Annotated in this window: 25 protein-coding genes and 1 pseudogene; 17 read left to right on the top strand and 9 right to left on the bottom strand. The window is 67.1% G+C overall.

The genetic code is table 11. The annotated features are described in order from the left end of the window. Window positions 1-109: 109 nt before the first annotated feature. From AC4HOU_RS13260 to AC4HOU_RS13240, 5 genes are all read left to right on the top strand, one after another. Window positions 110-1,168: an acyl-CoA dehydrogenase family protein gene (locus AC4HOU_RS13260; RefSeq protein WP_490724545.1), complete on the top strand. Its 1,059-nt coding sequence runs from the start codon at window positions 110-112 to the stop codon at window positions 1,166-1,168. A 401-nt stretch (window positions 1,169-1,569) separates the two neighbouring features. Further along, window positions 1,570-2,025 carry a hypothetical protein gene (locus AC4HOU_RS13255; protein WP_490724544.1) on the top strand — a complete coding sequence of 152 codons (456 nt, stop codon included), beginning with the start codon at window positions 1,570-1,572 and terminating at the stop codon, window positions 2,023-2,025. Between the two features lie 136 nt (window positions 2,026-2,161). After that, window positions 2,162-2,698, top strand: coding sequence for a MarR family winged helix-turn-helix transcriptional regulator (locus tag AC4HOU_RS13250; RefSeq protein ID WP_280498746.1), 537 nt, complete (start codon window positions 2,162-2,164; stop codon window positions 2,696-2,698). A gap of 14 nt (window positions 2,699-2,712) precedes the next feature. Continuing rightward, window positions 2,713-3,960, top strand: a complete 1,248-nt coding sequence (locus tag AC4HOU_RS13245; RefSeq protein ID WP_163813975.1) for an MFS transporter — start codon at window positions 2,713-2,715, stop codon at window positions 3,958-3,960. Between the two features lie 147 nt (window positions 3,961-4,107). Next, window positions 4,108-4,854 (top strand): DUF427 domain-containing protein, encoded by a 747-nt coding sequence (locus AC4HOU_RS13240; protein WP_490724543.1) that lies wholly within the window; start codon window positions 4,108-4,110, stop codon window positions 4,852-4,854. 175 nt (window positions 4,855-5,029) lie between these two features. Here AC4HOU_RS13240 and AC4HOU_RS13235 read toward each other — a convergent pair whose 3' ends face one another. Then, on the bottom strand, window positions 5,030-5,362 hold the full coding sequence (locus AC4HOU_RS13235) for a hypothetical protein (protein ID WP_163813973.1): 333 nt from the start codon (window positions 5,360-5,362) through the stop codon (window positions 5,030-5,032). Next, window positions 5,362-6,579 carry a 3-ketosteroid-9-alpha-monooxygenase, oxygenase component gene (locus tag AC4HOU_RS13230; protein WP_163813972.1) on the bottom strand — a complete coding sequence of 406 codons (1,218 nt, stop codon included), beginning with the start codon at window positions 6,577-6,579 and terminating at the stop codon, window positions 5,362-5,364. Before AC4HOU_RS13230 ends, AC4HOU_RS13235 begins: the two co-directional genes overlap by 1 nt. Before the next feature lie 194 nt (window positions 6,580-6,773). Here AC4HOU_RS13230 and hsaA point away from each other — a divergent pair, with 194 nt between their 5' ends. The 7 genes from hsaA (at window position 6,774) to AC4HOU_RS13195 (ending at window position 12,372) form a co-directional block, all read left to right on the top strand. Then, entirely contained in the window at window positions 6,774-7,937 is a 1,164-nt protein-coding gene (gene hsaA, locus AC4HOU_RS13225; RefSeq protein ID WP_163813971.1) for a 3-hydroxy-9,10-secoandrosta-1,3,5(10)-triene-9,17-dione monooxygenase oxygenase subunit, read from the top strand. 17 nt (window positions 7,938-7,954) lie between these two features. Beyond that, the gene (hsaD, locus tag AC4HOU_RS13220; RefSeq protein WP_163814038.1) at window positions 7,955-8,827 is read left to right on the top strand and encodes a 4,5:9,10-diseco-3-hydroxy-5,9,17-trioxoandrosta-1(10),2-diene-4-oate hydrolase; all 873 of its coding nucleotides are present in this window, start codon (window positions 7,955-7,957) and stop codon (window positions 8,825-8,827) included. Between the two features lie 2 nt (window positions 8,828-8,829). Further along, window positions 8,830-9,729, top strand: coding sequence for an iron-dependent extradiol dioxygenase HsaC (gene hsaC, locus AC4HOU_RS13215; RefSeq protein ID WP_490724542.1), 900 nt, complete (start codon window positions 8,830-8,832; stop codon window positions 9,727-9,729). A 2-nt stretch (window positions 9,730-9,731) separates the two neighbouring features. Continuing rightward, on the top strand, window positions 9,732-10,325 hold the full coding sequence (hsaB, locus tag AC4HOU_RS13210) for a 3-hydroxy-9,10-secoandrosta-1,3,5(10)-triene-9,17-dione monooxygenase reductase subunit (protein ID WP_194991497.1): 594 nt from the start codon (window positions 9,732-9,734) through the stop codon (window positions 10,323-10,325). A gap of 182 nt (window positions 10,326-10,507) precedes the next feature. Next, window positions 10,508-11,098, top strand: coding sequence for a YdeI/OmpD-associated family protein (locus AC4HOU_RS13205; protein ID WP_490724541.1), 591 nt, complete (start codon window positions 10,508-10,510; stop codon window positions 11,096-11,098). 95 nt (window positions 11,099-11,193) lie between these two features. Next, window positions 11,194-11,994 carry a DUF1460 domain-containing protein gene (locus AC4HOU_RS13200; RefSeq protein WP_490724540.1) on the top strand — a complete coding sequence of 267 codons (801 nt, stop codon included), beginning with the start codon at window positions 11,194-11,196 and terminating at the stop codon, window positions 11,992-11,994. A gap of 36 nt (window positions 11,995-12,030) precedes the next feature. Then, entirely contained in the window at window positions 12,031-12,372 is a 342-nt protein-coding gene (locus AC4HOU_RS13195; RefSeq protein WP_163813967.1) for a DUF433 domain-containing protein, read from the top strand. Window positions 12,373-12,405: 33 nt separating this feature from the next. Here the strand turns inward: AC4HOU_RS13195 and AC4HOU_RS13190 are convergent, their stop codons facing one another. From AC4HOU_RS13190 to AC4HOU_RS13170, 5 genes are all read right to left on the bottom strand, one after another. Then, complete coding sequence (locus AC4HOU_RS13190) at window positions 12,406-12,732, bottom strand: helix-turn-helix domain-containing protein (RefSeq protein ID WP_163813966.1); 327 nt, start codon at window positions 12,730-12,732, stop codon at window positions 12,406-12,408. 514 nt (window positions 12,733-13,246) lie between these two features. Continuing rightward, window positions 13,247-14,284, bottom strand: a complete 1,038-nt coding sequence (gene dmpG, locus AC4HOU_RS13185; RefSeq protein WP_014348786.1) for a 4-hydroxy-2-oxovalerate aldolase — start codon at window positions 14,282-14,284, stop codon at window positions 13,247-13,249. Window positions 14,285-14,296: 12 nt separating this feature from the next. Continuing rightward, entirely contained in the window at window positions 14,297-15,205 is a 909-nt protein-coding gene (locus tag AC4HOU_RS13180) for an acetaldehyde dehydrogenase (acetylating) (RefSeq protein WP_036532626.1), read from the bottom strand. A gap of 10 nt (window positions 15,206-15,215) precedes the next feature. After that, window positions 15,216-16,001, bottom strand: coding sequence for a 2-keto-4-pentenoate hydratase (locus tag AC4HOU_RS13175; RefSeq protein WP_163813964.1), 786 nt, complete (start codon window positions 15,999-16,001; stop codon window positions 15,216-15,218). A gap of 141 nt (window positions 16,002-16,142) precedes the next feature. Continuing rightward, window positions 16,143-17,774, bottom strand: a complete 1,632-nt coding sequence (locus AC4HOU_RS13170; RefSeq protein WP_490724539.1) for an FAD-binding protein — start codon at window positions 17,772-17,774, stop codon at window positions 16,143-16,145. 142 nt (window positions 17,775-17,916) lie between these two features. Here AC4HOU_RS13170 and kstD point away from each other — a divergent pair, with 142 nt between their 5' ends. The 3 genes from kstD to AC4HOU_RS13155 all read left to right on the top strand — a co-directional run bounded on the left by kstD (window position 17,917) and on the right by AC4HOU_RS13155 (window position 21,564). Next, the gene (kstD, locus tag AC4HOU_RS13165) at window positions 17,917-19,626 is read left to right on the top strand and encodes a 3-oxosteroid 1-dehydrogenase (RefSeq protein WP_195006925.1); all 1,710 of its coding nucleotides are present in this window, start codon (window positions 17,917-17,919) and stop codon (window positions 19,624-19,626) included. Between the two features lie 140 nt (window positions 19,627-19,766). Beyond that, window positions 19,767-20,630, top strand: coding sequence for a MaoC family dehydratase (locus AC4HOU_RS13160; RefSeq protein ID WP_490724538.1), 864 nt, complete (start codon window positions 19,767-19,769; stop codon window positions 20,628-20,630). A gap of 235 nt (window positions 20,631-20,865) precedes the next feature. Further along, window positions 20,866-21,564, top strand: a complete 699-nt coding sequence (locus tag AC4HOU_RS13155; RefSeq protein WP_324197384.1) for a YwaF family protein — start codon at window positions 20,866-20,868, stop codon at window positions 21,562-21,564. A 63-nt stretch (window positions 21,565-21,627) separates the two neighbouring features. Here AC4HOU_RS13155 and AC4HOU_RS13150 read toward each other — a convergent pair whose 3' ends face one another. Next, window positions 21,628-22,017 carry a DoxX family protein gene (locus tag AC4HOU_RS13150; RefSeq protein WP_490724537.1) on the bottom strand — a complete coding sequence of 130 codons (390 nt, stop codon included), beginning with the start codon at window positions 22,015-22,017 and terminating at the stop codon, window positions 21,628-21,630. Between the two features lie 175 nt (window positions 22,018-22,192). On the opposite strand from AC4HOU_RS13150, the gene AC4HOU_RS13145 reads away from it, so the two are divergent. Continuing rightward, complete coding sequence (locus AC4HOU_RS13145; protein ID WP_280213614.1) at window positions 22,193-22,483, top strand: hypothetical protein; 291 nt, start codon at window positions 22,193-22,195, stop codon at window positions 22,481-22,483. A 219-nt stretch (window positions 22,484-22,702) separates the two neighbouring features. Continuing rightward, window positions 22,703-23,753, top strand: a pseudogene (locus tag AC4HOU_RS13140) (50S ribosomal protein L11 methyltransferase). On the opposite strand, the gene AC4HOU_RS13135 reads toward AC4HOU_RS13140, so the two are convergent. Continuing rightward, window positions 23,744-24,301 (bottom strand): DUF7691 family protein, encoded by a 558-nt coding sequence (locus AC4HOU_RS13135; protein WP_490724536.1) that lies wholly within the window; start codon window positions 24,299-24,301, stop codon window positions 23,744-23,746. The pseudogene AC4HOU_RS13140 and the gene AC4HOU_RS13135 sit on opposite strands and share 10 nt — an antisense overlap. Window positions 24,302-24,465 lie beyond the last annotated feature (164 nt).

The following is a 24,465-nucleotide window of genomic DNA, read 5'->3' as shown; positions in this document are numbered from 1 at the left end:
TGTGCGCCCGAGGTGAGCAGGGCCCAGGTGCCGTCTCGGTCGGACCGCTCCCCTCGGAATTCGCGCACGCATGGGCGCACCGACCGACCAGCCGGAACGGAGAAAACGCGTGATCACCCCGGAGCAGCAAGAACTCGTCGCCGCCGTGCGTGGAGCGGTGGCCAAGAAGGGTGGCCCCGCTGTCGACCGGCAGGCACTCGACAGCGAACTGGGCTACGACGCCGCACTGTGGCGGACACTGTGTGAGCAGGTCGGAGTCGCGGCGCTGGCCATTCCCGAGGAGTACGGCGGGTTCGGGGCGAGCCTGATCGAATCGCTGCTGGTGGTCGGGGAATTGGGGCGGTCGCTCGCCGGTGTGCCGATGCTCGGATCGGCCGTACTCGGTGCGCAGGCGGTGCTGCTGTCCGGCGATTCGGACGCCTGTGAGCGACTGTTGCCGGAGGTCGCCGAGGGGACGAGGACACTGGCCGTGTGCTGGGCCGCAGCAGACGGCTGGGCCGGCTTCGGCGTGCGCGCCGATGGTGAACGCCTCAGCGGCACCGCACATTACGTCCTCGATGCGGGTCGGGCCGACACGCTGATCGTGGTCACCGAAACCGGCTTGTTCGAGGTCGATCCGGCGGCCTCGGGCGTCGAACGGCGCGCATCCGCCACCATGGACCCCACCCGCAAGCTCGGCGAGATCACCTTCACGAATGTGAACGCGCGCCGGCTCGGCACCGGCGATCCGGCACCGATCATCACCCGGTTGCGCGAAATCGCCTGGGCGGCCCTGGCCGCCGAGCAGGTCGGCGCCGCCGAACAATGCCTGAACACAACGGTCGAATACGCGAAATCGCGGGTCCAGTTCGGCCGCCCGATCGGCAGCTTCCAGGCCCTGAAGCACCGCATGGCCGATATGTACGTGCTGGTCGAATCCGCCAAGTCCACCTCCTACGCCGCGACCCTCGCCGTCGGTACCGACAGCCCGTCGGCCGCCGAGGACGTCTGGGTAGCCCGCCGCCACTGCTCCGAGGCCTACTCGACCGTGGCCGCCGAAATGATCCAGCTGCACGGCGGCATCGCCATCACCTGGGAACACGACGCGCACCTGCACTTCAAGCGCGCCCACGGTGACGGGCTGCTGTTCGGCAAGCCCCGACACCGGCCGCTACCGCAGTCCGCCTAGCCGGGCGGGGTGCCACCGAATGCTCGGCCGCACCGATTGATGGTGCGGCCGAGCCGGTTCCGCAGGTCGTAGCGGGTGCCGCCGATGGGAAACTATCGCCGCGCCTCGGATCCGATACTGCGGGCACGAGCTCGTAATCGCCGACGAGAGGTGCTCTCATGACAGTCGGGCCAGTGGCCGGCGGTCCCACGCCGTCGCCATCACCCGGTCCGCCACCGACTCCACCCGATGCGAAGCCATGGCACCTCGATCCCCCGCCTGGAGCGTCGCGGGCCCTCGCCGAATTCATCTCCGGAGCATCGGACTGTTTCCGTTCCCTCGCAAGGACCTTGGGCACTCCGCAGTATGCGGTCGAACCTCCGGCCCCACCACCCGCGCGACCCGCTCCCGAGCCCGTCGGCATGGCCGGGTCGGCTATCGCGTCGCTGACGAAACTCCAGCATGCCTTGGAGCGAGACGCGGGAAGTTGGCGTGCCTCGGAAAATGATGCGGCCACCGCCGCGCGGCGAGCCGCCACCATCGGCTCGATCGCCCTGCAACAGTTGAAGGACGTGGTGTCTCGGCTGCGGGACCTGCTGTCCACCTTCGATCTCACCCGGCCACCCGTCCGGTACGCCGCGCACGGTTCGTTCGGCGATGAACTGGCGTCGGCGACCGAGTACCAACTGTTCCTCGCGGTGGAGCGCGCATTGGCCGAGGGCAACTGGATTGTCCAGACGGCAAGTCTCGTGATCGGCGACGAAACATACAAGCCGGCCTACCCGCGGATGCCGGTAATCCCGCGGGAGCTGATTCCACCCTCGCCCGTCCCGATGCCCCGTATCTTGCGCAACCCTCGGGGCATTGCCGAGGTGTGAGACCGATCCAGCTACGGCGAACGCCATGGACGGACCGGCGCGGTTGAGGCGCGGCCCGGGCGGGAACCCTTCCCCTCCCCCTGCCGGTGACTCATCTCACCAACAATAGATAGTTAGCCTATGTAATAATATTCAGGTGCAGCCGAGTGACGTGGTTTCCGCGGAAGACATCGTCGTCGATCTCGTGGTGAACGCCGCTCGGCTGACTCGGCTGGCCGGGGTGATCAGTGGGGACGCCCTTCCACCGCGCGCGGAACTGCGGGCACTGTCGGTGCTCGACGAGCACGGTGAGCTACGGGTCAGCGAATTCGCCCGCATCGATCGATGCTCACAACCGGCGGCAACGGCGCTGATCGGCAAGCTGGTCGCGGACGGATACGCCACCCGGCACAAGGACCCGGACGATGCGCGGGCCGTGGTCGTCGCCCTCACCCCGGCCGGACGAAACCGGCTGATCGAATCCCGCCGAGCCTTCGGCACCGCGCTCGCCGCGCGGCTGCCCGGCTACGACACCGACCGACTGATCCGGCTGGAGGCCGAACTCACCGCATTGCTGGACGCACTGAAGGCCACCGAAGCGCCCGGCACGAACCGACACCGAGGAATGCACAGTCATGAGCGGTCAGGCCCGGAGGCCGCAGCGAAGCGTCACCACGCAGGGCCCCGGTCATGACAAAAGGAGCACCGATGACCACCGTGACCAGGACGCACAGCGCCGCGTCCGCGACCGTAGAGAAGACCAAGCAACCCAAGGCGGTATGGGCCGTCGCCTTCGCCAGCGTCATCGCGTTCATGGGCATCGGCCTGGTCGACCCGATCCTCAAGCCGATCGGTGAGCAGCTGCACGCCTCGCCGTCGCAGGTGTCGCTGCTGTTCACCAGCTACATGCTGGTCACCGGCGTGGCGATGCTGATCACGGGTGTGGTGTCGAGCCGCTTCGGCGCGAAGAAGACCCTGTTGACCGGTCTGGCCATCATCGTGGTGTTCGCGGCGCTGGCAGGCATGTCGAACACCGTGGAGCAGATCGTCGGCTTCCGTGCGGGCTGGGGCCTCGGTAACGCGCTGTTCATCGCGACCGCACTGGCCACCATCGTCGGCGCTGCCAGCGGCGGCGTCGCGCGCGCCATCATCCTGTACGAGGCCGCGCTCGGTATCGGCATCGCAACCGGGCCGCTGGTCGGCGGCCTGCTGGGCGGGATCAGCTGGCGTGGACCGTTCTTCGGCGTCTCGGTGCTGATGGCCGTCGCCTTCATCTCGCTGGTGGTGCTGCTACCGGAAACCCCGAAGCCGGCCAAGCCCACCTCGATCACCGCGCCGTTCAAGGCGCTGCGCCACCGCGGCCTGCTGACGGTGAGCCTGACCGCGCTGTTCTACAACTTCGGCTTCTTCACCCTGCTCGCTTACACCCCGTTCCCGCTGGATATGGGCACCTACGCGATCGGGTTCATCTTCTTCGGCTGGGGCCTGATGCTGGCGGTGGCGTCGGTGTACTTCGCGCCGGTGTTGCAGCGCCGCTTCGGCACCCTGCCGATGATGGGCTTGGCACTGGCCCTGTTCGCCGCCGATCTCGCGATGATGGCCGTGTTCGCCGAGCACAAGCCGGTGCTGATCGTCGGCGTGGTGCTCGCGGGCCTGTTCCTCGGCGTGAACAACACGCTGATCACCGAGGCCGTGATGATCTCCGCGCCGGTGGAACGCTCCACCGCCTCGGCCGCCTACAGCTTCGTCCGCTTCGCCGGCGGCGCCGCGGCTCCGTGGCTGGCGGGCAAGCTCGGCGAGCACAACACCGCGCTGCCGTTCTGGGTGGGCGCGGCCTGCACCGCCGTCGCCGTGCTGGTGTTGCTCGGTGGACGTTCGGCCCTCGCCCACATCGACGATCACGATCCCGCACCGCACAGCGTCGACGAGGCGCAGGCGATCACCGTCGGCGACTGACGATCTCGGCTCGCCCGACCCACAGGCCCCGCCCACTCGGCGGGGCCTGTTCGCTGTCGGCTCCCGCACCTCCCCGGTCATCGATCGGCACCCGGCCTTCGCGTCGAGCCCTACCTGCGTTGATGCGGCCGGGGTAGCGTCGCAGGTATGACCGAAGCGCAGCGGGAACAGGTCAGGATCGAGCCGTGTCATAAGCGAGTGCGGGTCTATGTCGGCGGCAAGCTGGTCGCCGACACCACGCGGCCGTCCCTGGTCTGGGAGATCCCCTACTACCCCACCTACTACATTCCGGTCGCCGATCTGCGCGCGAAACTCGAGCCCAACGGCAGTGTCCGCGAATCCATTCACCGCGGCGAGGGCACCGGCTACGACGTGGTCGTCGACGGCGCCATCGTGCCCGGCGCGGCAACGCGCTATCTCGGCTCACCGGAGCTGAGTGAGCTGGTGCGGCTGGACTGGAACGCGATGGACGAATGGTTCGAAGAAGACGAGCCGGTCTACGTCCACCCGCGCGACCCGTACTCCCGGGTCGACATCCTCACCAGCTCACGCAATATCCGGGTGGAGGTCGACGGCGTCACCATCGCCGATTCCAACGCCCCGCGCATCCTGTTCGAAACCGGCCTGCCCGCACGGTATTACCTGCCGCTCACCGACGTCCGGATGGATCTGCTGCACCCCTCCGACACTCACAGCCGCTGCCCGTACAAAGGCACCGCCGATTACTGGAACATCCGCATCGGAAATACCGAGCGCCGCGATCTGGCGTGGATCTACCGCACCCCGGTCGCGGAGAGTCAGAAAATCGCCGGGCTGGCCTGCTTCTACAACGAGAAGGTCGACATCTACATCGACGGCGAACTCCAAGAGCGTCCGCAGTCTCCGTTCAGCTGACGGCACCCGCAGGCGACAGGCATACGCACCGGCCGATTGCCGAGCCTGGGCCCGTCGAGCCGGATGGCTACAACCCACGACTGCACGGGCGATGGCGACATAGGTCGTGGCCGGGCACCCGATAACGACGACGGGGCGAGGAGATCACTCCTCGCCCCGTCCTCATCACCGACCACTACTCGGCGATGTCGATCACCCCTTCGTCGACCGCCCATTTGATGGTGCGTTCGAGATCGGCGCAGGATTCCGGTCGTCCCGGTCCGGCGCCCTGCTCGGCGAGCTTGGCGTAGACCGGGCAGTGGGCGGCGGGGTCGCCGGTCCACTGGATCGAGGTCTGATGCGAACTGCTCTTGCGCACCAGCACCTCGGTCCGGCAGGTCTGGCACCGCAGTGGAGTCAGCCCCTCCTCCAGGTACCTGGCCTTGTCGACGACCGTCTGGGCGGCCACCGCGGCACGCCGCGCCGGTTGGTCGGCGAAGTCGGGTGCTTTCGCCCAGGTCGCGGTCATTACACACCCGCCTCCGCTGCGCTCGATTCCGCTTCGGCGGCCTCGGCCTCGCGCTTGCGCCGCAGGTTCTCGGCGACCTCGGCTTCCCAGGCCTCGTTGGCCTTGGTGGTGTCGACCTCGAACTCGAAGCGCTGGGTCATCTTCTCGGTGACGTCGGCGACGTCGACGTAGAACTGCTCGTACCAGCGGCGCAGCTGGTAGACCGGCCCGTCTTCCTCACACAGCAGCGGGTTCTCGACCTTGGACTTGTGCTTCCAGATCTCCACGTCCTGCAGGAAGCCGTCGCCGAAGAAGGTGGTCATGCTCTTGGCGAGCTTGGCCGCGGTGGCGTCGTCGAGGCCCTTGGGCTTCTCGACGCTGAGCCCCCACTGCAGCACGAACGAATCGTGGTCCACCGGGTAGTGGCAGTTGATCAGGTTGACCGTGATCTCGTAGCCGCCGTAGATATTCACCAGCGGGTTGATCATATAGGACGGCCCGAAGTACGACGCTTCCGATTTGAGCAGGTTGTCGCCGCCGTACTTGGCCGCGATGCCCACATCCGGGCGGCCCTTGGTCTCCAGGAACTGGGTCGCGACGTGGCCTTCGAAGACGTTCTTGAAGTAGGTCGGGAAGGCGAAGTGGATGTAGAAGAAGTGCGCCATGTCGACGACGTTGTCGATGATCTCGCGGCAGTTGGCGCCCTCGATCAGCAGCGAGTTCCAGGTCCACTCGGTCCAGTCGCTGTTGAGTTCCTCTAGCGGGTTGCCGTCGGCGTCGGTGTAGGGGCCCTTGATGTAAGGGATGGTGACTTCCGGCGGCGGCGGGTTGCCCTCGTGGTCGTGCCAGACGAACAGCTGGCCGTTGCGTTCGAGGGTGGTCCACTTCCTGGTCCTGGCCAGGGGCGGCACGCGGCGGGCGTACGGAATCGAGGTGCATTTGCCGTTCGCGCCCCAGCGCCAGTCATGGAACGGGCAGGCGATGTCGTCGCCCTTGACTTCGCCCATGCTCAGGTCGCCGCCCATATGCCTGCAGTAGGCGTCGAGCACCCGCAATTCACCGGCGGTATCGGCCCAGACGACGAGCTTGGTGCCGAAGGCGTTGACCGAATGCGGCTTGCCGTCACGGAACGTCTTGGCCAGACCCAGGCAATGCCATCCCCGCGCATACCGGGTGGGCGCGGAGCCGACATCGAGCTCCCGAACCTTCGCACCGCTCCCCTGTGGGGTATCTGCCATCGCGAATCCTCCTCCTTCTGTACTAGAACACGTTACAAAAATGTCGCGTTCCACGCCAGCGATAGCGGCCACTTCCTGCACAAGCCGTGTCGAACCCGGTAATGAACACCGGTTCTCGACAGAAATAAGAACGTGTTCTAGTCTCAGAGACAAATGAGTACCGGTTACCAACCAAGGCAGGAGCAGGTCCGGAAATGACGCAAGAAGTGACCGAACGGGTCGAAGCGCTGTTGCCGATGCTGCGCGAACGCGCGCAAGAGGCCGAGGACCTGCGGCGCATCCCCGACGAAACCATGAAGGCGCTGCAAGAGACCGGCTTCTTCAAGCTGCTGCAGCCCAAACAGTGGGGCGGGTACGCCGCCGACCCGGTGATCTTCTACGACACCGTCCGCAAGATCGCCAGCGCCTGCGGCTCCACCGGGTGGGTGGCCGGCATCATCGGCGTGCACAACTGGCACCTCGCGCTGTTCTCCCAGGAAGCCCAGCAGGACGTGTGGGGCGAGAACACCGACATCCGCATCTCCTCCTCCTATGCGCCGATGGGCGCGGGCACCGTGGTCGAGGGTGGCTACCGGGTCAGCGGCTCGTGGGCCTGGTCCTCGGGCTCCGATCACGCCGAGTGGACCTTCGTCGGCGGACCGGTCATCAAGGACGGCCGACCGGTCGATTTCGGCAGCTTCCTGATCCCGCGCTCGGACTACCGCATCGATGACGTCTGGAACGTCGTCGGCCTGCGCGGCACCGGCTCCAACACCCTGGTGGTGGAAGACGTGTTCGTGCCGCGGCACCGGTTCCTCAGCTACAAGACGATGAACGATCTGGCCTCGCCTGGCCTCGAGCAGAACACCGATCCGGTGTACAAGATGCCGTGGGGCACCATCCATCCCACCACCATCTCCACCCCCATCGTCGGTATGGCCTACGGCGCCTACGAGGCGCATGTCGAGCACCAGGGCAAGCGGGTGCGCGCGGCCTACGCGGGTGAGAAGGCCAAGGACGATCCGTTCGCCAAGGTGCGCATCGCCGAGGCCTCCAGCGATATCGACGCCGCCTGGCGTCAGCTCTCGGGCAATGTTGCCGAGGAGTACGCGCATCTGCTGGCCGGCGAGGAGATCCCGTTCGATCTGCGCCTGCGCGCCCGCCGCGACCAAGTGCGCGCCACCGGCCGCGCCATCGCCTCGATCGATAAGCTCTTCGAGAGCTCCGGCGCCACCGCACTGGCCAACGGCACGCCGCTGCAACGGTTCTGGCGGGACGCGCACGCGGGCCGGGTGCATGCCGCCAACGATCCGGAGCGGGCCTACATGGTGTACGGCGCGGGCGAGTTCGGACTGCCCGTCACCGACACCATGGTGTGATGACCACAGGAGACACAGTGACCTCGACCGTGGAACTCACCTACGAATCCACTTCCCGGTTCGCCCAGGTGCGGCCGGATCTGAAACTGCATTACCACGAGGCGGGCGTCGGCAACGGCCCGACGATCGTGCTGCTGCACGGCGGCGGCCCCGGCGCCTCGTCCTGGTCGAACTTCTCCCGCAATATCCCGGTGCTGGCGCGGGACTTCCACGTCATCGCCGTGGATCAGCCCGGCTACGGCAAGTCCGACAAGCCGACCGAGCATCCGCAGTACTTCGTGCACAGTGCCTCGGCCTTGAAGGACCTGCTCGACACCCTCGGCATCACCGATCGGGTGCATCTGCTGGGCAATTCGCTCGGCGGCGGCACCTCGGTGCGCTTCGCGCTCGATTACCCCGATCGCGCGGGCAAGCTCATCCTGATGGGCCCAGGCGGACTGAGCACCAACCTGTTCGCGCCCGACCCCACCGAGGGTGTGCGGCTGCTGTCGAAGTTCACCTATGAACCCACGCGCGAGAACATCGAGGCGTTCATCCGGATCATGGTGTTCGACCAGTCCCTGGTCACCGATGAGCTGATCGATGAGCGGTTCGCCGCGGCAGGCACCCCCGAATCGATTGCCGCGATGAAGGCGATGGGCAAATCGTTCGCCAGTGCCGATTTCGAGAAGGGCATGCTCTGGCGCGACGCCTACAAGCTGCGTCAGCCGGTGCTGCTGATCTGGGGCCGGGAGGACCGGGTGAACCCGCTCGACGGCGCGCTGGTGGCGTTGAAATCGATCCCGCGCGCCCAGCTGCACGTCTTCGGTGGCTGCGGGCACTGGGCCCAGCTGGAGAAGTTCGCCGAATTCAACCGGCTCGCCACCGATTTCCTGAACGGGGTGAAATAGCCATGGGCATTCGCGCACTCGGATATATGCGCATCGAGGCCACCGATATGGCGGCCTGGCGCGAGTACGGGCTCAAGGTGCTCGGCATGATGGAAGCGCCCGGCCCCGACCCGGACAACCTCTACCTGCGCATGGACGATTTCCCGGCGCGGCTGGTGATCGTTCCCGGCGAGAAGGACCGCTTGCAGGTCTCCGGCTGGGAAGTCACCGACGCGCCCGCGCTGCAGGAACTGCGGGACGCTCTCTCCGCCGCCGGTGTGCCGTTCAAGGAGGCCACCAAGGAGGAGCTCGCCGAGCGCCGGGTCGAGAACATGATCCGGTTCGAGGATCCGTCCGGTAATTCGCTGGAAGCCTTCCACGGGGCGCAATATCTGGCCCGCCGGTTCGTCAGCCCGTACGGGCACAAGTTCGTCACCGAAGAGCAGGGCCTCGGCCATGTGGTGCTGACCTGCACCGACGACGCCGCCGCGCAGGCGTTCTACCAGGACGTGCTCGGGTTCCGGTTGCGTGATTCGATGCGGCTGCCCCCGCAGATGGTCGGCAGGCCAGCCGACGGCGATCCGGCGTGGCTGCGGTTCTACGGCTGCAACCCGCGCCACCATTCGCTGGCGTTCCTGCCGCTGCCGAACTCGACCGGTATCGTGCACCTCATGCTCGAGGTGGAGAACTCCGACGACGTCGGCCTCTGCCTGGACCGTGCGATGCGCAAGAAGGTGAAGATGTCGGCCACCCTCGGCCGCCACATCAACGACAAGATGCTGTCGTTCTATATGAAGACCCCGGGCGGTTTCGATATCGAATTCGGTTGCGAGGGTCTGGAAGTCGACGATCACTCGTGGATCGCGCGGGAATCGACCGCGGTCTCGCTGTGGGGCCACGACTTCACCGTAGGGATGAAATAGCGATGAGTGACGGGGCGGAAGTGACCACGCAGGATTACCCGGAGATCGACGGCCGTCAGTTCCGGAATGTGCTGGGGCAGTTCTGCACCGGCATCACCGTCATCACCACTATGGACGGCGAGGGCGCCCCGATCGGGTTCGCCTGCCAGTCGTTCGCCGCCCTCTCGCTCGACCCGCCGCTGGTGCTGTTCTGTCCCACCAAGGGCTCGCGGTCCTGGGCCGCGATCGAACGCAACGGACGTTTCTGCGCCAACGTCCTGGCCGAGGAACAGCAGCAACTGTGCGCCCGCTTCGGTTCCCGCGAACCCGACAAGTTCGCCGAAACCTCCTGGCGCACCTCAGAGCTGGAGCTACCGCTCCTTGACGACGCGCTGGCCACCATCCAGTGCTCGGTGGACCGTGTCGTCGACGGCGGCGATCACCACATCGTGATCGGCCGAGTGCTGGCCCTGTCGGAGTCGACCACCTCCGGCAGGCCGCTGTTGTTCTATCGCGGCCAGTACACCGCCATCGAACCGGAGAAGACGGTGCCGGCGCCGTGGCGGGCGGATCTCGAGCATTTCCTGACCACGACCACGTTGGATACCTGGTTGTAGGTCCACGACCGCGCGGAATCCTCCGCGTCACGCCCGGCCGGGCTCGCAGCAACCGGCCGGGCTTCGTCGTTTCCGGCCCCGACACCCGATGCTTCCCGGGTCGCGCCGCCCGAGCCGCCGAGTTCCGGCCGAAACCGCGCCGATAAGTGCTCAGTTGTTGAGCACTTATCGGCGGAGGATGGGTGGTGATCGAACCGACGGACCCGGGAGACGATATGGACGGCACCGTGATCACCTGCACCGATGCGGCGGAGTGGGAGGCCTGGCTGGCGGCGAACCACGATCGTGCACCGGAGGTGTGGGTGAAGATCGCCAAGAAGGGCGCGCCCGACACCACGATCACGCTGAGCGAGGCGCTGGACGGGGCGCTCTGCTACGGGTGGATCGACAGCATTCGGCGCGGGTACGACGCCCATCATTACGTGCAACGCTATTCGCCCCGCCGGCCGCGCAGCCCCTGGTCGCAGGTCAATGTGGCGAAGGTGGAGGCGTTGCTGACGGCGGGGCGGATGCGCGCGCCGGGGCTGGCGGCGGTCGAGGCGGCGCGAGCCGATGGGCGCTGGGCCGCCGCCTACGCCTCCCAGCGGGAGGCGACAGTGCCCGAGGATCTCGCGACGGCACTGCGCCGGCAGCCGGCCGCGCGCGAGCGGTTCGAGGCATTGGATCGCACCGGGCAGTACGCGCTGTTGCTGCGCCTGATGAAGAGCGGGACCCAGGTGCAGCGGGAGAATCAGTTACGGCGGATCCTCGTGGAGCTCGGCGGCGAACCGTAGACCGGATGAACCGCTGCCATCATCTCCCGGTCGTGAGCGCGCGCGGCGGGCTACCGTGATTACCGACCGCGTGCTGAACCGACCCGGGAGGCTTCTTGCGCATCATCGTCCGCGCGCTGTTGCTCGTGCTGGCACTCGTCTGCGGGCCTGCGGTGCTGATTCCCGGCGCGGCCGCCGCACCTGCCGTCGACGACGTCACCGCGCGCCGCATCGACGAGCTGCTGGCGGTGCGGGCCGGAGCGGCGACGCAGAGCAAGGGCGAGTTGATCGAGCTGCTCTCGCGCCAGTTCCTCGGCACCCCGTACGGCGCGAACATGCTCATCGGGTCCGCGACCGAGCCCGAACAGCTGGTGGTCGATCTGCGCCGCGTCGACTGCTTCACCTACCTCGACTACGTGGAAGCGCTCAGCCGCTCCACCACCCACGACGAGTTCATCGCGAACCTCATCGACACCCGCTACACCGGCGGCCGCGTCGAATTCACCCACCGCAAGCACTTCTTCACCGACTGGGCGCACACCGAACGCATCGCCGCCACCGACATCACCGCATCACTCTCCCCCGCCGCGGTGACGGTCACCGCCCACCTCAACGCGAAGCCCGACGGCACCACCTACCTCCCCGGGCTCCCCGTCGTCGACCGCGCCATCACCCACATCCCCAGCTCAGCCGTAGACGACACGGTCATCGCACACCTGCGCACCGGCGACTACATCGGCGCCTACGCCGACCAACCCGGCCTCGACGTCACCCACGTCGGCATCTTCGTCACCACCCCGAACGGCCCGGTCTTCCGCAACGCCTCCTCGCTGCCCGCCGACAACAAGGTGGCCGACACCCCGTTCCGCGATTACGTCGCCTCGACACCCGGGATCCTCGTTCTGCGGCCGAACTAGTACCCGGCCACCCGCCCTTCCCCTACAGTCGTGCGCATGTCGCACCTCGGTCGAATCACCTCCGATCCGGAGATCTGCCACGGCAAGCCCGTGGTGCGCGGCTTGCGCTATCCGGTCGAGATGCTGCTCGGACTCCTCGCATCTGGGATGGGTACCGAAGACATCCTCGGCGACTATCCCGATCTTCAACCCGAGGACATCCTGGCGGTACTCGAATATGCCGCTGCGGTGACCGCCCAGCAGACGACCGCGATATTCGACGAGGGCGCGTCCGAAGCAGCACGCTCCAAGCGGGTCGACGCCCTGAATGAGCTCACTGAGATGGCCGGCCGCGGCGACTTCGAGATGCTGCTCGACAAGGACGAGTATCGGCGCTGATCAGCTCCTGTCAGCCGCCCTCAGCGGATCCTTTCATGCTGCGGTGCCATGCGGAACGAAGCGGACCTGCGGGTCATCGTCATCGATCGCAATGTTGAGCGATGCATCCAGCGCGCGCGCAAGCTTGGTCAGCAACGGCAGCGTCGGAACCGCATCGGAGCCCTCGATCCTGGAGATCTTCGCCTGTGTCAGGCCGGCTCGGTCTGCGAGTTCGGCTTGCGTGAGCCCGAGTTCGGTACGCCGAAGGTAGATAGCTTCGGCGAGCGCCATCGCGAGCCGAATCTCGGTGCGCGCGTCGACCACTGCCTGGGGTTCGTCCAGAGCCTGAACACGCAGATCCTTCCATCGACTGTGCGGCATCACAGCTCTCCTTGTTCGATCACCCGGATGAACTCGTCGTGAGCCGGTCCGTGTTCGGCTGCACAGATCATCCGCGCCTTGATTGCTCGCTTCACCTCGGCATCCTCGCGATCCTTCGTCTTACGGAAGACCGTGAGCAATACGATCGTCCGGTCGGAACGAAACCAGTAGGTGATGCGTGTGGCCGCCCGTCGAGAGTCGGCCGCAACTCTCGCACTCCCTCGCCAAGGTGGCGCGAAAACGGCTCACCCAGAGTCAGCGCATGCTCGGCTAGTAGCCCGACGTACTCCTCGACCTTCAGGAAGTGTTTGGCCGGCAGAGACTCCAGCCAGGCCCGAACCTCTGGCTCGATCTCGATCGAATACAGCGGATCCACCGCACCAGCGTACATGTTGTTAACGACATATCGCTGTCGAACTGCGGCGATCGAGGACATCTCGGCGGCGATACCCGGAAACGCAAACGGGCCGCGAACGCGAGGGGGTTACGTTCGCGGCCCGGTTCAGAGCAAGGATCAGGCGGTGACTGGCGCCTGTTCCCGCTGGAGTTCCAGCGCAATGTCGATGAGCTGGTCTTCCTGTCCGCCGACGAGCTTGCGCTTGCCTGCGCGGACGAGCATTTCGGCGGCCGAGACTCCGTAGCGTTCGGCCTGGCGTTCGGCGTGGCGCAGGAAGCTGGAGTAGACGCCCGCGTAGCCCATCATCAGCGACTGGCGGTCGAGCAGGCATTCGTGCGGCATGGCCGGGCGGACGACGTCTTCGGCGGCGTCGGCGATGGCGAAGAAATCGATGCCGGTCTTGATGTCGAGCTTGTCGCAGACGCCGACCAGCGCCTCCACCGGGGTGTTGCCCGCGCCCGCGCCGAAGCGGCGGGCGCTGCCGTCGATCTGGGTGGCGCCGGCGCGGATGGCGTAGATCGAGTTCGCGACGGCGAGGTCCAGATTCTCGTGGCCGTGGAAGCCGACCTGGGCGTCGTTGCCCAGTTCGGCGACCAGCGCGGAGACCCGGTCGGCGACCTGCTCGAGCACGAGCGCACCCGCCGAATCCACCACGTACACGCACTGGCAGCCCGCGTCGGCCATGATCCTGGCCTGCTTGGCGAGCGCCTCCGGCGGCTGAGTGTGCGACATCATCAGGAAGCCGACGGTTTCCAGGCCCAGGTCGCGGGCGAGCCCGAAGTGCTGGATGGAGACGTCGGCCTCGGTGCAGTGGGTGGCGATGCGGCAGATGCTCGCGCCGTTGTCCTGGGAGATCTTGATGTCTTCCTTGACGCCGACGCCGGGCAGCATGAGCACCGCGATCTTGGCCTGCTTCGCGGTCTCGGCCGCGATGGTGATCAGTTCCTGCTCAGGGGTTTTGGAGAACCCGTAGTTGAACGAGGAACCGCCGAGGCCGTCACCGTGGGTGACCTCGATGACCGGCACACCGGCGCCGTCGAGCGCGGTGACGATATCGCGCACTTCGGTGGCGGTGAACTGGTGGCGCTTGTGGTGGGACCCGTCACGCAGCGAGGTGTCGGTGACCCGGATATCGAGTTCAGCTGAGAAAGCCATGGGAAACGCTCCTTACACCCGTGCCGAGGCGATCTGCTTGGCCATGACTTCGCCGACCCTGGTGGCGGCGGCGGTCATGATGTCGAGGTTGCCCGCGTAGGGCGGCAGGAAATCGCCGGCGCCTTCGACCTCGACGAAGACCGAGACCTTCGCCATGCCGCCGGACACCACCGACGGCTCGTCGAACTGGGGCTCGTTGAGCAGCCGGTAGCCGGGCACGTACTGCTGGATGTCGGCGACCATCCGGTGGATGGAGTCGGCGATGGCGTCGGTGTCGGCGTCGTCGGGGATGGCGCAGAAGATGGTGTCGCGCATGATCATCGGCGGTTCGGCCGGGTTCAGGATGATGATGGCCTTACCGCGCTGCGCGCCGCCGATGGTCTCGACGCCCCGGCTGGTGGTCTTGGTGAATTCGTCGATATTGGCGCGGGTACCGGGACCGGCGGACACCGATGAGACCGACGCGACGATTTCGGCGTAGGGCACCGGGACCACGCGCGACACGGCCGCGACGATCGGAATGGTGGCCTGACCACCACAGGTGATCATGTTGACGTTCGGCGCGTCGATATTGGCCCCGAGGTTCACCGGCGGCACCACGGCGGGCCCGACGGCGGCGGGGGTCAGGTCGACGGCGCGAATCCCCTTCTCCGCGTACTTCGGCGCGGCCTCCCGGTGCACGTAGGCCGAGGTGGCCTCGAACACCATGTCGGGCAGTTCGGACTGGCCGAGCAGCCAGTCGACGCCCTCGTGCGAGGTCTCCAGGCCCAGCCCGCGAGCGCGCTTCAAGCCTTCGGATTCGGGATCGATGCCGATCATCCAGCGCGGCTCGATGTGCTCGGAGCGGAGCAGTTTGTACAGCAGATCGGTGCTGATGTTGCCGGACCCGACGATCGCGGCGGTGACGGTCCCTTCGGACACGACGTACCTCCTACGTGAATTGCAAACGGACAGAACCGAGTCCGGCGAACTCGGCATGGAAAGCATCTCCGGGACGCGCGTCGATGGCGCGCGTGCAGGAACCGGGCAGGACCACATCGCCCGCCTTCAACCGGACCCCGAAGCTCGCGACCTTGCGGGCCAGCCACGCCACCGCGATGACCGGATCGCCGAGTACCGCGTCACTGCGGCCCTCGGCGACGACCTCGCCGTTGCGGGTGAGCACCGCATTGATCGACTTGATGTCGATGTCCTTCGGCGCGACCCGCTCCTTGCCGAGCACGAAGCCGGCCGAGGAGGCATTGTCGGAGATGGTGTCGGCCAGGCCGATGTTCCAGTCCTTGATCCGCGAGTCGATGAGCTCGATGGAGGGCGCGAACGCGACGGTGGCGGCGAGCACGTCCTCTTCGGTGCAGTCCGCGCCGGGCAGATCGGCGCCGAGGACGAACCCGACCTCGACCTCCACCCGCGGGAACAGGTAGCGATCGGCCTCGACCGGAACGTCTTCGTAGACTTCCATTTCCGCGAGCAGATGCCCGTAGTCGGGTTCGTCGACGCCCATCATCTGCTGCATCGCCTTCGACGACAGGCCCACCTTGTGCCCGACCACGCGCGCGCCGGATTCGAGCCTGCGCCGGATATTGATCAGCTGGATCTCGTAGGCGTCGACGACGTCGATATCGGGGTGCCGCGCGACCAGCGGATCGATGGCGACCCGGTCGCGTTCGGCGCGCTCGAGTTCGTCGGCCAGTTCGGTTCGTACCGCATCGGACAGCACGTCAGTAATCCTTTCTCTCATGAGCAGGCGCCTGCGTGGTTACGCTGCGCTGCCGGGCCTCCCCCTGCGTCGCCGGGCTGCGCACCCGCTGCCGGGGCGGCCCGCACATGAGGGATTCGTATGTCTCAGAAGCGGTTCCGCTCATGAGAGGTTCCTTTCCGCTGCCGCCGCATCGCGCCGGTCGCTGCGCACTCCGGCCGCCGACCGTCCCGCGCGCCGTCCGGAGAACACGCAGTCGGCCAGCGACAGGCCGCTGACGTAGGAGTCCGAGCAGATGCCGACGGCGGTGCGTCCGGCCGCGTACAGGCCGGGGATATCGGTTCCGTCGGTGGAGCGCACGGCGCCGGTCTCCTCGTCGACGACAACGCCACCGAGGGTGAGCATCGGGCAGGGGTTGATCACGCTCGGCCGGATGGAGACGTTGAGCAGCCAGAACGGGCCGGTACGCAGCGGGGTGGTGTACTCGGCCGGTTTGCCGACCGGGTCGGGGGCGCCGGTGTCGATGGCCTGGTTGTAGTCGTCGACGGTGGCGCGCAGCCCGGCGGGATCGATGCCGGCCTTGGCCGCGACCTGTTCGATGGTGGCGCCGCGCTTGGCGCTGCGGCGCAGCGGCTCGAACTGGGCGCGCTGGAACCAGGTGCCCTGCGCGCCGATCTGGCCGATGGCGGTGCCCATCATCGGCTCGTCGGCCAGCAGCCAGCCGATGCCGCCGTGCTCGTTGACCAGCTTGTTGCCGACGGCGGCACCGTAGCGGGTTTCGTCGATGACGCGGCGGCCCTGCCCGTCGACCAGGATGGCACCGGTGAACACGCTCGGCGGCAGCAGGAACCGCCAGGCGGAAACGTTGCCCATCCGGTCGGTGGCCGCGCCGACGCGTTGCGCCAGCGTGATGCCGCTGCCGTCGTCGCCGGTGGTGCCCAGCGCCATCCCGCCCTTGTAGGCGGGGGCGTGCTCGGCCACCATCTCGCGGTTGGCGATGAATCCGCCCGCGCTCACGATCACCCCGCGCCGGGCCAGCACCCGGATGGTGGTGCGGTAGCGCTCGTCGATCTGCGCCATCCGCTTCTCCATCGCCTTGCGCAGCGGCGGGTAGTAGATGCCGGGTTTGGCGGCCAGTTTCGCCATGCGGGTGTAGCGCTCGCGGATGCGCCCCGGCGCCCCACGCAGGGTGCGGCATTCGACGCCGATGACGGCGCCGGTGGCGTCGGTGATCAGCTCGGTGGCCTGCGTCAGCGTTTCCACCCGGACCCCGGCCTTCGCCGCGGCGGCGGTCAGCGGACCGGACAACTTCTTGCCGGACACACCGCGCCCGTGCACCCGATGGCCACGCTGAGCTGCGGGGATGTCGGAGAAGGCGCCGGAGATCTCGCTGCCGGAGTAGTAGAGGTAGTAGTCGTCGTTCGGGTAGGAGGTCTTGTACGGGCACAGCGAGGCCTCGAACGGCACGCCGTGGCCCTTCAGCCAGTCGATCATGGCGGGGCTCTCGTCGACGAACCGCCGCAGCGTCTCCGGACGCACCGCATCGCCGACCTCACGCTCGAGGTAGGCAAGCATCGCTTCGGGGGTGTCGCGCACCCCGGCTTCACGCTGCACGGAGGTACCGCCTCCGGCGTAGATGATCCCGCCCGACAGCGCCGTCGCGCCGCCGCCGGTGAACCGTTCCAGGACCAGCACCTGCGCCCCGTCGGCCGCGGCTTCCAGCGCCGCGCAGGCCCCCGCCGCCCCGAAACCGATGACGATCACGTCGGCGGTCAGGTCCCAATCGAGGCTCATGTACTCCACTCCGGTTCCGCTCCACTTCGGAACTCGCCACTAAACTGGAACGAGTTTCCTTGACGATAAGACTGCTGCGTTCACCCCTGATTAGCAAGGTATACGCACCAACCAATGGATTAACAACCGAAGATTCTATAACGTGTTCTACATGACTGATCGGGAATACGATGTGGTGGTGGTCGGTAGTGGCGCCGCCGGAATGACCGCCGCCCTGACGGCCGCCCATCACGGGCTCAGCGTGGTGGTCCTGGAGAAGGCCGCACACTACGGTGGATCCACCGCTCGCTCCGGTGGTGGAGTGTGGGTTCCCGGAAACAAGGCACTGCTGGCCTCGGGCCGGCCGGACGACCGCGAACAGGCGCGCAAATACCTGCACAGCATCATCGGCGACGTGGTGCCGAAGGAACGGATCGACACCTACATCGATCGCGGCGCGGAAGCGCTGGACTTCGTGCTCGATCACACGCCGCTGAAGCTGAAGTGGGTGCCCGGCTACTCCGACTACTACCCGGAGGCTCCCGGAGGCAAGGGCGAGGGACGCTCCTGCGAGCCCAAGCCGTTCGATGCGATGGTGCTCGGCGAGGAGCGGTTCAACCTCGAACCGCCGTACGCCAAGGCCCCGCTCAACGTCGCCGTCATGCAGGAAGACTTCGTGCGGCTCAACCTGATCAAGCGCCACCCCAAGGGCATGATGCGCGCGATGCGCGTCGGCGCGCGCACCTACTGGGCCAAGTTCACCCGCAAGCACCTGCTGGTCATGGGCCAGGCGATCATGGCGGCCATGCGCAAGGGGCTCATGGACGCGAACGTCCCGTTGCTGCTGAACACCCCGATGACCAAGCTCGTGGTGACCGACGGCGCCGTCACCGGCGTCGAAGCCCTCCAGGACGGTAAGCCGGTCACCTTCACCGCGCGTCTGGGCGTCGTCCTCGGCAGCGGCGGTTTCGAGCACAACGCCGAGATGCGCACCAAGTACCAGCGCCAGCCCATCACCACCGAGTGGACCACGGGCGCGGCGGCCAACACCGGCGACGGCATCGTCGCGGGCATGGACGCGGGCGCGGCGATCGGCTTCATGGAAGACGCCTGGTGGGGTCCCACCGTGTTCAAGGGCGGCAAGCCGTGGTTCGCACTGGCCGAACGGAATCTGCCCGGCAGCATCATGGTGAACGCCGACGGTAAGCGTTTCGGTAATGAGTCCGCTCCTTACGTCGAGGCTGTGCACACCATGTACGGCGGCGAATACGGTCAGGGTGAGGGTCCGGGCGAGAACATCCCCGCCTGGCTGGTGTTCGACCAGCGTTATCGGAACCGCTACATCTTCGCCGGGCTGCAGCCAGGCCAGCGGTTCCCGTCCCGCTGGATGGAAAACGATTTCATCGTCAAGGCCGACACCATCGAGGAACTGGCCGAAAAACTCGGCGTGCCCGCCGACAACCTGACCGCCACCGTCGCGCGGTTCAACAGCTTCGCCGACACCGGCAAGGACGAGGACTTCGGCCGCGGCGACAGCCACTACGACCGCTACTACGGCGACCCGACCGTCAAGCCCAATCCGTGCCTCGCGGCGCTGGTCCAGGGCCCGTTCTACGCGGCCAAGATCGTGCCGGGCGATCTCGGCACCAAGGGTGGACTGGTGGCCGACACGGCCGGGCGGGTGCTGCGCGAGGACGGCACACCGATCGAGGGGCTCTACGCCTCCGGTAACTGCTCGACGCCGGTCATGGGCCACACCTACGCCGGGCCGGGCGCGACCATCGGGCCCGCGATCACCTTCGGTTACCTGGCCGTGCTGGATATCGCGGAGCGGAAGAAGTCGGAGTCCGCGCGGGCGTCGGCCGAGGTTTAGGAGATGGCCCGGGTCGGGCGGTGGGCGGTGGGCCTCGCGTCCCACGAGGCGGGCGATCCGCTGCCGCGCACCGCACCCGCTCGGCAGGATGACGGAGACGGCGGCACCGTTTTGTCCACAATCATGCACAAGGAGAACTGATGCCCATCGACCCGAAGATCGCGCTCGGCGCCGAACTGCCGAGCCGGGAGTTCGCGTGGACGGCGTCCGACGTCCAGCTGTATCAGCTCGGCCTCGGCGCGGGCGCGCGCTGGACCGATCCCGCCGAACTGCGCTACCTCGACGACCGCACCCCGCAGGTGCTGCCGACGTTCGCGACCGTCGCGCAGACCCTGAACGAGACCGAGCCGCCGAAGGTCAGCTTCCCCGGCATCGATATCGACCTGGCGAAGGTGGTGCACGGCCACCAGGAAATCGAGGTGCATCGCCCCATTCCGGCGTCGGGTAAGGCGACCGGCACCGGGCGGATCAGCGAGATCTGGGACAAGGGCTCGGCAGCGGTCGTGGTGCAGGAGCACACCATCACCGGTTCCGACGGCTCGCCCCTGTGGACGGCCCGCTCGTCCATCTTCGCGAAGGGCGAGGGCGGTTTCGGTGGCGAACGCGGCCCCAGCACCAAGTCCGAACTGCCCGACCGTGCACCGGATTTCGACGTCACCACGCCGACGCTGCCGCAGCAGGCCCTGCTCTACCGGATGCTCGGTGACCGCAATCCCCTGCACTCGGATCCCGAATTCGCCCGCGCCGCAGGGTTTCCCAACCCGATCCTGCACGGCCTGTGCACCTACGGCATCGTCTGCAAAACCGCGACGGACACCGTGCTCGATTCCGACGCTTCCCGCGTCACCGGTTTCCGGGCGCGGTTCGCCGGTGTGCTCTATCCCGGTGAGACGATCCGCACCCGGATCTGGCGTGGTGAGGGCGAGCTGATCATCGGCGCGAGCGTGGTCGAACGCGATGATGCGCCGGTGCTGGCGGATGTGCGGTTGAGCTACCGCGACTGACCTCTGCCTGCGGCTATCGGCCGGTACGAAGGTCCCGAGCGGAATTCCGTTCGGGACCTTCGCTTATCCCCGGACGCTCCGGTCGGCACGATGATCGGATCCGGCTTCGACCCGGCGGGTGGACCGATGCGGGCCACGCCGATGATCACCTATCGGTGACCGACATCGATGCGGCCCCGCACCGGGCCGACCCAATCGCCGGCTTCGCGGCCCGCGGCCAATTACCCTGAGGGCTGTGCACCCGGTGGCCAGGGAGTTCTCCGCGTACGGCCCATCGCACTGGATTGTGCTCGCGGTGTTCGCGGCCGGGGCGGCCGCGGTGGTGGTGATCGGGCGGCGGGAGGAGGAGACCAGCGCCGCGAGTGCGTTCAGCCGGGCGTTCGGGCTGGTGACCCTGGGGATCTATCTGGTGGTCTTGGGATCGACCATGTTTCCGCCGACCGTGGGGCAATCCGTTCCATTGCGGCTGACCGACTTGGCGACGGTGGTGTCGGGGGTCGCGTTGCTGACACGTTGGCCGTGGGCTTATGCGCTGACCTATTACTGGTGCCTGACCTTGAGTACGCAGGCATTGGTATCACCGGCGTTGGAGAGCCCGGACTTCCCGCATTACGAGTTCCTGGGGTTCTGGGCCATTCATCTGCTCGTGGTGTGGGCTGCGATCTATTTGACCTGGGGTGTCGGGATGCGACCCGACTGGCGTAGTTACCGGCTTGCGGTGGGAGCGACGATCGCGTGGGTGGCGATCACCTTCGTGTTCAATTCGCTGGCCGGCACCAACTATGGGTTCGTCAACCGGAAACCCTCGACACCCTCGCTGCTCGATGTGCTGGGGCCCTGGCCGTGGTACCTGGGCACCGTCGCGATCATCTTGCTCGTGGTGTGGGCGTTGATGACCTGGCCGTGGGTTCGGCACCGGGACCGACAGGCGTAAGTAATCATCGCCTGATCCCGGTCTGCGGCGCCGCCCCCGGGCCGGTGGTCAGCGAGTGGTGGCTCAGCTGAAGGACTCGGGGCCGAAGCGGCCCCAGGCAACGAAGGCCGCGAGTGCGAGGTAGACGAAGTTGAGCGCCACGAACTTGTACTGCTGGTAGCGGGCGTGCGTGATCATCGCGCCGATCATCAGCAGGATCCAGCACACGGCCGTCACCGCGACCATGACGAGGGCGATGTCGAGCACGGCGGGCAGGATCAGGCCGGCCGCAGCCAGGATTTCCACCACGCCGAGGGTTTTGACGAAGCCGGAACTCGCGTGCTCGGTCCAGCCGCCGCCGGACTTCGCGCCCAGCTCGTCGAGTTTGTCCTTGGGCATGAACGCTTTCGAGGCGCCGCCGAACAAGGCGATGGCGGCCAGCAGTCCGGCGGAGATCCAGAGGGCGAGGTTCATGAGCTTTCTCCTGACATGCGCGCGACCGGGCCGGGCCGGTCACCGACGGCGGTTCCCGTCGTGGAACTGATCGCGCATTAGATGCCGCGCACGCCGTGGTTGTGACGCCCCTCGGACGTGATGTGGGTCATGCTTTCGTCGTGACGGCTGCTATGCGTATACGTATACTGCAAAGGTGTTGGATCCTTTGAGCCTCGCCGTCGGCGGTGGCCTGGTGCTGGTCGGTTGGGCTGTCGGCCGGTTCGCGCAGCGCCGGCCTCGGCAGGCGAAGCAGATTCGCCCGCGCTGCGGATGCGGGCACGACCTGGCCTTGCACGATCGCTCAACGGGGAAGTGCCACGCCGAGATCTCACGGCGCGGCATGCACGGCATGCGGGAATGGGTGAGCTGCAACTGTCAGCGCTACACCGGGCCGACCCCGCTGGAAGATGTTTTCGCGCCGCCGATCCTTCCGCCGGAATCCTGATCGGGCGCCCGGCGGTGCGCGCCGCTGTGCGAGGATGGACCTACGTGACGGGAAGGATCCAGCCGTGACTATGGGCATGGTGCTAGGTGACCGAGCTGCCGCGCTTCGAGCGTGCGAGCGACCGTCCGTGCCCTCCTGGTGACAGCCAGATAGCCTCGTCGTACTCCGGCTCGAAGCGTTGCTGATACAAGGCACCTTCGAACAGTTCTGGAGTACCTCATGTCGATGGTCCAGTGGACCGAGGACGGAATCGCCCGCTCCGCACGCTGGCATTCCGAAAGCGATGCGCCGGCACCGGTTCGCGTAGTCGTCGTCGACGACCGCACCACCGCGAAGTCGGCGTACCGCATGGCCCGCAACGGGATCGGACTGCTGTGGCGCGGCGACTTCCACAACGCACGCCAACTGTTGCGCGCGGTGGACCGGCTACAGAGCTCGCGTTCCGGGCCGACCGGAGACGGGGCGGCGGAGCTGTTCCATCGCCATCGCGCCAAGCGCACCGAGCGCGCGCGGGTACTCGGCCGCATGATGGTGCTGCTCGAGCCCGACCACTCGCTGCACCTGCGCCGGGCACCCGACGTGCGCGCGGCCTGCGATCACGCCTACGGCGCGACCACCGAGAGCACCTGTGTGTCGCTGACCGAACTGCTCGGAGTGCTCGGCGCCTACCAGTGGCATCAGCGCGGCGTCGAGATCGAGGCGTTGGACGCGCGTATCCATCCCGCGTACGGCGTGTTCTCGCCGGTGCGCGGTGAGTACATCGACCTCGTCGCCGAGGCGCCGTTCGACGGAGGCGCCGCACCCGCGACGGTGTTCGATCTCGGTACCGGGACCGGAGTGCTCGCCGCCGTCCTCGCCCGCCGTGGGGCGCGGCGGGTGGTGGGCACCGAGATCAACCGGCGCGCGGTGGACTGCGCCGCGGCGAATATGCGGCGGCTCGGGTTCGCCGACCGGGTGCAGATCATCGAGGCCGATCTGTGGCCGAGTGGCCGCGCACCTCACCCCCGCCGGTGAGGGCTGGCTGGTGCTGTCCGACCTCGCCGAGCACCTCGGGCTGCGCACCCGCGGCGCGTTGCCCGCCCGCATCGCCGCCGCCGGTCTGCGCGTGGTGAGCAGGCACGATACGCAACCACGGCACGCTCGCGCGACCGACGCCGCCGACCCGCTGCACGAAGCGAGGCGGCGGGAGGTCACCTCGCTGTGGCGGCTGGTGCCGGTGTCGACGGTGGGCCGAGCCGGTGGCGCGGCGCGATCGGGCGCTCAGTGGTAGAAGCAGACCAGGTCGCAGTCGCGTTCGACGCAGGTATTGGTCCAACCGCGCAGTTCGGATAGGGAATCGACCAGGGAGGCGTCCTCGATGGTGGTCAGGTCGGCGGCGTTCAGGGATTCGGCGAGGGGTTTCAGTTCGGCCAGGGCGAGGTGGCCGATCGAAGGGAAGTCATCGATCGGCGGTAGGTCGACCGGGGCTCCGGAGTAGATGAGGTCGGTGGGGTCGAAGTCGATATCGAGGGCACGCAGCGCCGCGCCGACCGCATCGAAGCCATGGCTGCGGAACGGATACCAGTGCCCATTGGGTAACCAGCCGCCGAATTGTTCGCACAGCACCTTCAGCGCGTAGCCATAGGCCCAGCCTTCGGAACCGGTGGGCTCCTGGGCGAAGAAGAGCTCGCGTAGGGCCGTGCGGATGGCGGCCTCGTCGAGGGCATGCGCATGCACCTGCATCATCCACTCGAAGAAATCCTCCGGATCGGAGGTGAATGTTGCTGGTGCGTTCAGGTACTTGGTTTCGACCGCATAGGGCATCACGCCGTATCCCACCCCACGGCTCCTTATCTCTCGAGGAACGATCCGAGCGCGCTCCGTGTCGATCGCTCGTGGTGCCACCCTAGCGCGGGGGTATGACAGATTTCGCCGGGCGACGGACAGCCGGAAGATGGCCGGCGGCAACGAGCTACAGCATCGGGAGTGGAATATTCAGTCGT

This window comes from Nocardia sp. JCM 38205 (assembly GCF_058222935.1).
This window is presented reverse-complemented; position numbering and strand designations above follow the sequence as displayed.

Bases quoted from the DNA above. Each gene is read 5' to 3' on its own strand.
- AC4HOU_RS13255 (WP_490724544.1), top strand. From the start codon at position 1,570: ATGGCCGGGTCGGCTATCGCGTCGCTGACGAAACTCCAGCATGCCTTG.
- AC4HOU_RS13245 (WP_163813975.1), top strand. From the start codon at position 2,713: ATGACCACCGTGACCAGGACGCACAGCGCCGCGTCCGCGACCGTAGAG.
- AC4HOU_RS13240 (WP_490724543.1), top strand. From the start codon at position 4,108: ATGACCGAAGCGCAGCGGGAACAGGTCAGGATCGAGCCGTGTCATAAG.
- AC4HOU_RS13235 (WP_163813973.1), bottom strand. From the start codon at position 5,362: ATGACCGCGACCTGGGCGAAAGCACCCGACTTCGCCGACCAACCGGCG.
- AC4HOU_RS13230 (WP_163813972.1), bottom strand. From the start codon at position 6,579: ATGGCAGATACCCCACAGGGGAGCGGTGCGAAGGTTCGGGAGCTCGAT.
- hsaA (WP_163813971.1), top strand. From the start codon at position 6,774: ATGACGCAAGAAGTGACCGAACGGGTCGAAGCGCTGTTGCCGATGCTG.
- hsaC (WP_490724542.1), top strand. From the start codon at position 8,830: ATGGGCATTCGCGCACTCGGATATATGCGCATCGAGGCCACCGATATG.
- hsaB (WP_194991497.1), top strand. From the start codon at position 9,732: ATGAGTGACGGGGCGGAAGTGACCACGCAGGATTACCCGGAGATCGAC.
- AC4HOU_RS13195 (WP_163813967.1), top strand. From the start codon at position 12,031: ATGTCGCACCTCGGTCGAATCACCTCCGATCCGGAGATCTGCCACGGC.
- AC4HOU_RS13190 (WP_163813966.1), bottom strand. From the start codon at position 12,732: ATGCCGCACAGTCGATGGAAGGATCTGCGTGTTCAGGCTCTGGACGAA.
- dmpG (WP_014348786.1), bottom strand. From the start codon at position 14,284: ATGGCTTTCTCAGCTGAACTCGATATCCGGGTCACCGACACCTCGCTG.
- AC4HOU_RS13170 (WP_490724539.1), bottom strand. From the start codon at position 17,774: ATGAGCCTCGATTGGGACCTGACCGCCGACGTGATCGTCATCGGTTTC.
- AC4HOU_RS13160 (WP_490724538.1), top strand. From the start codon at position 19,767: ATGCCCATCGACCCGAAGATCGCGCTCGGCGCCGAACTGCCGAGCCGG.
- AC4HOU_RS13150 (WP_490724537.1), bottom strand. From the start codon at position 22,017: ATGAACCTCGCCCTCTGGATCTCCGCCGGACTGCTGGCCGCCATCGCC.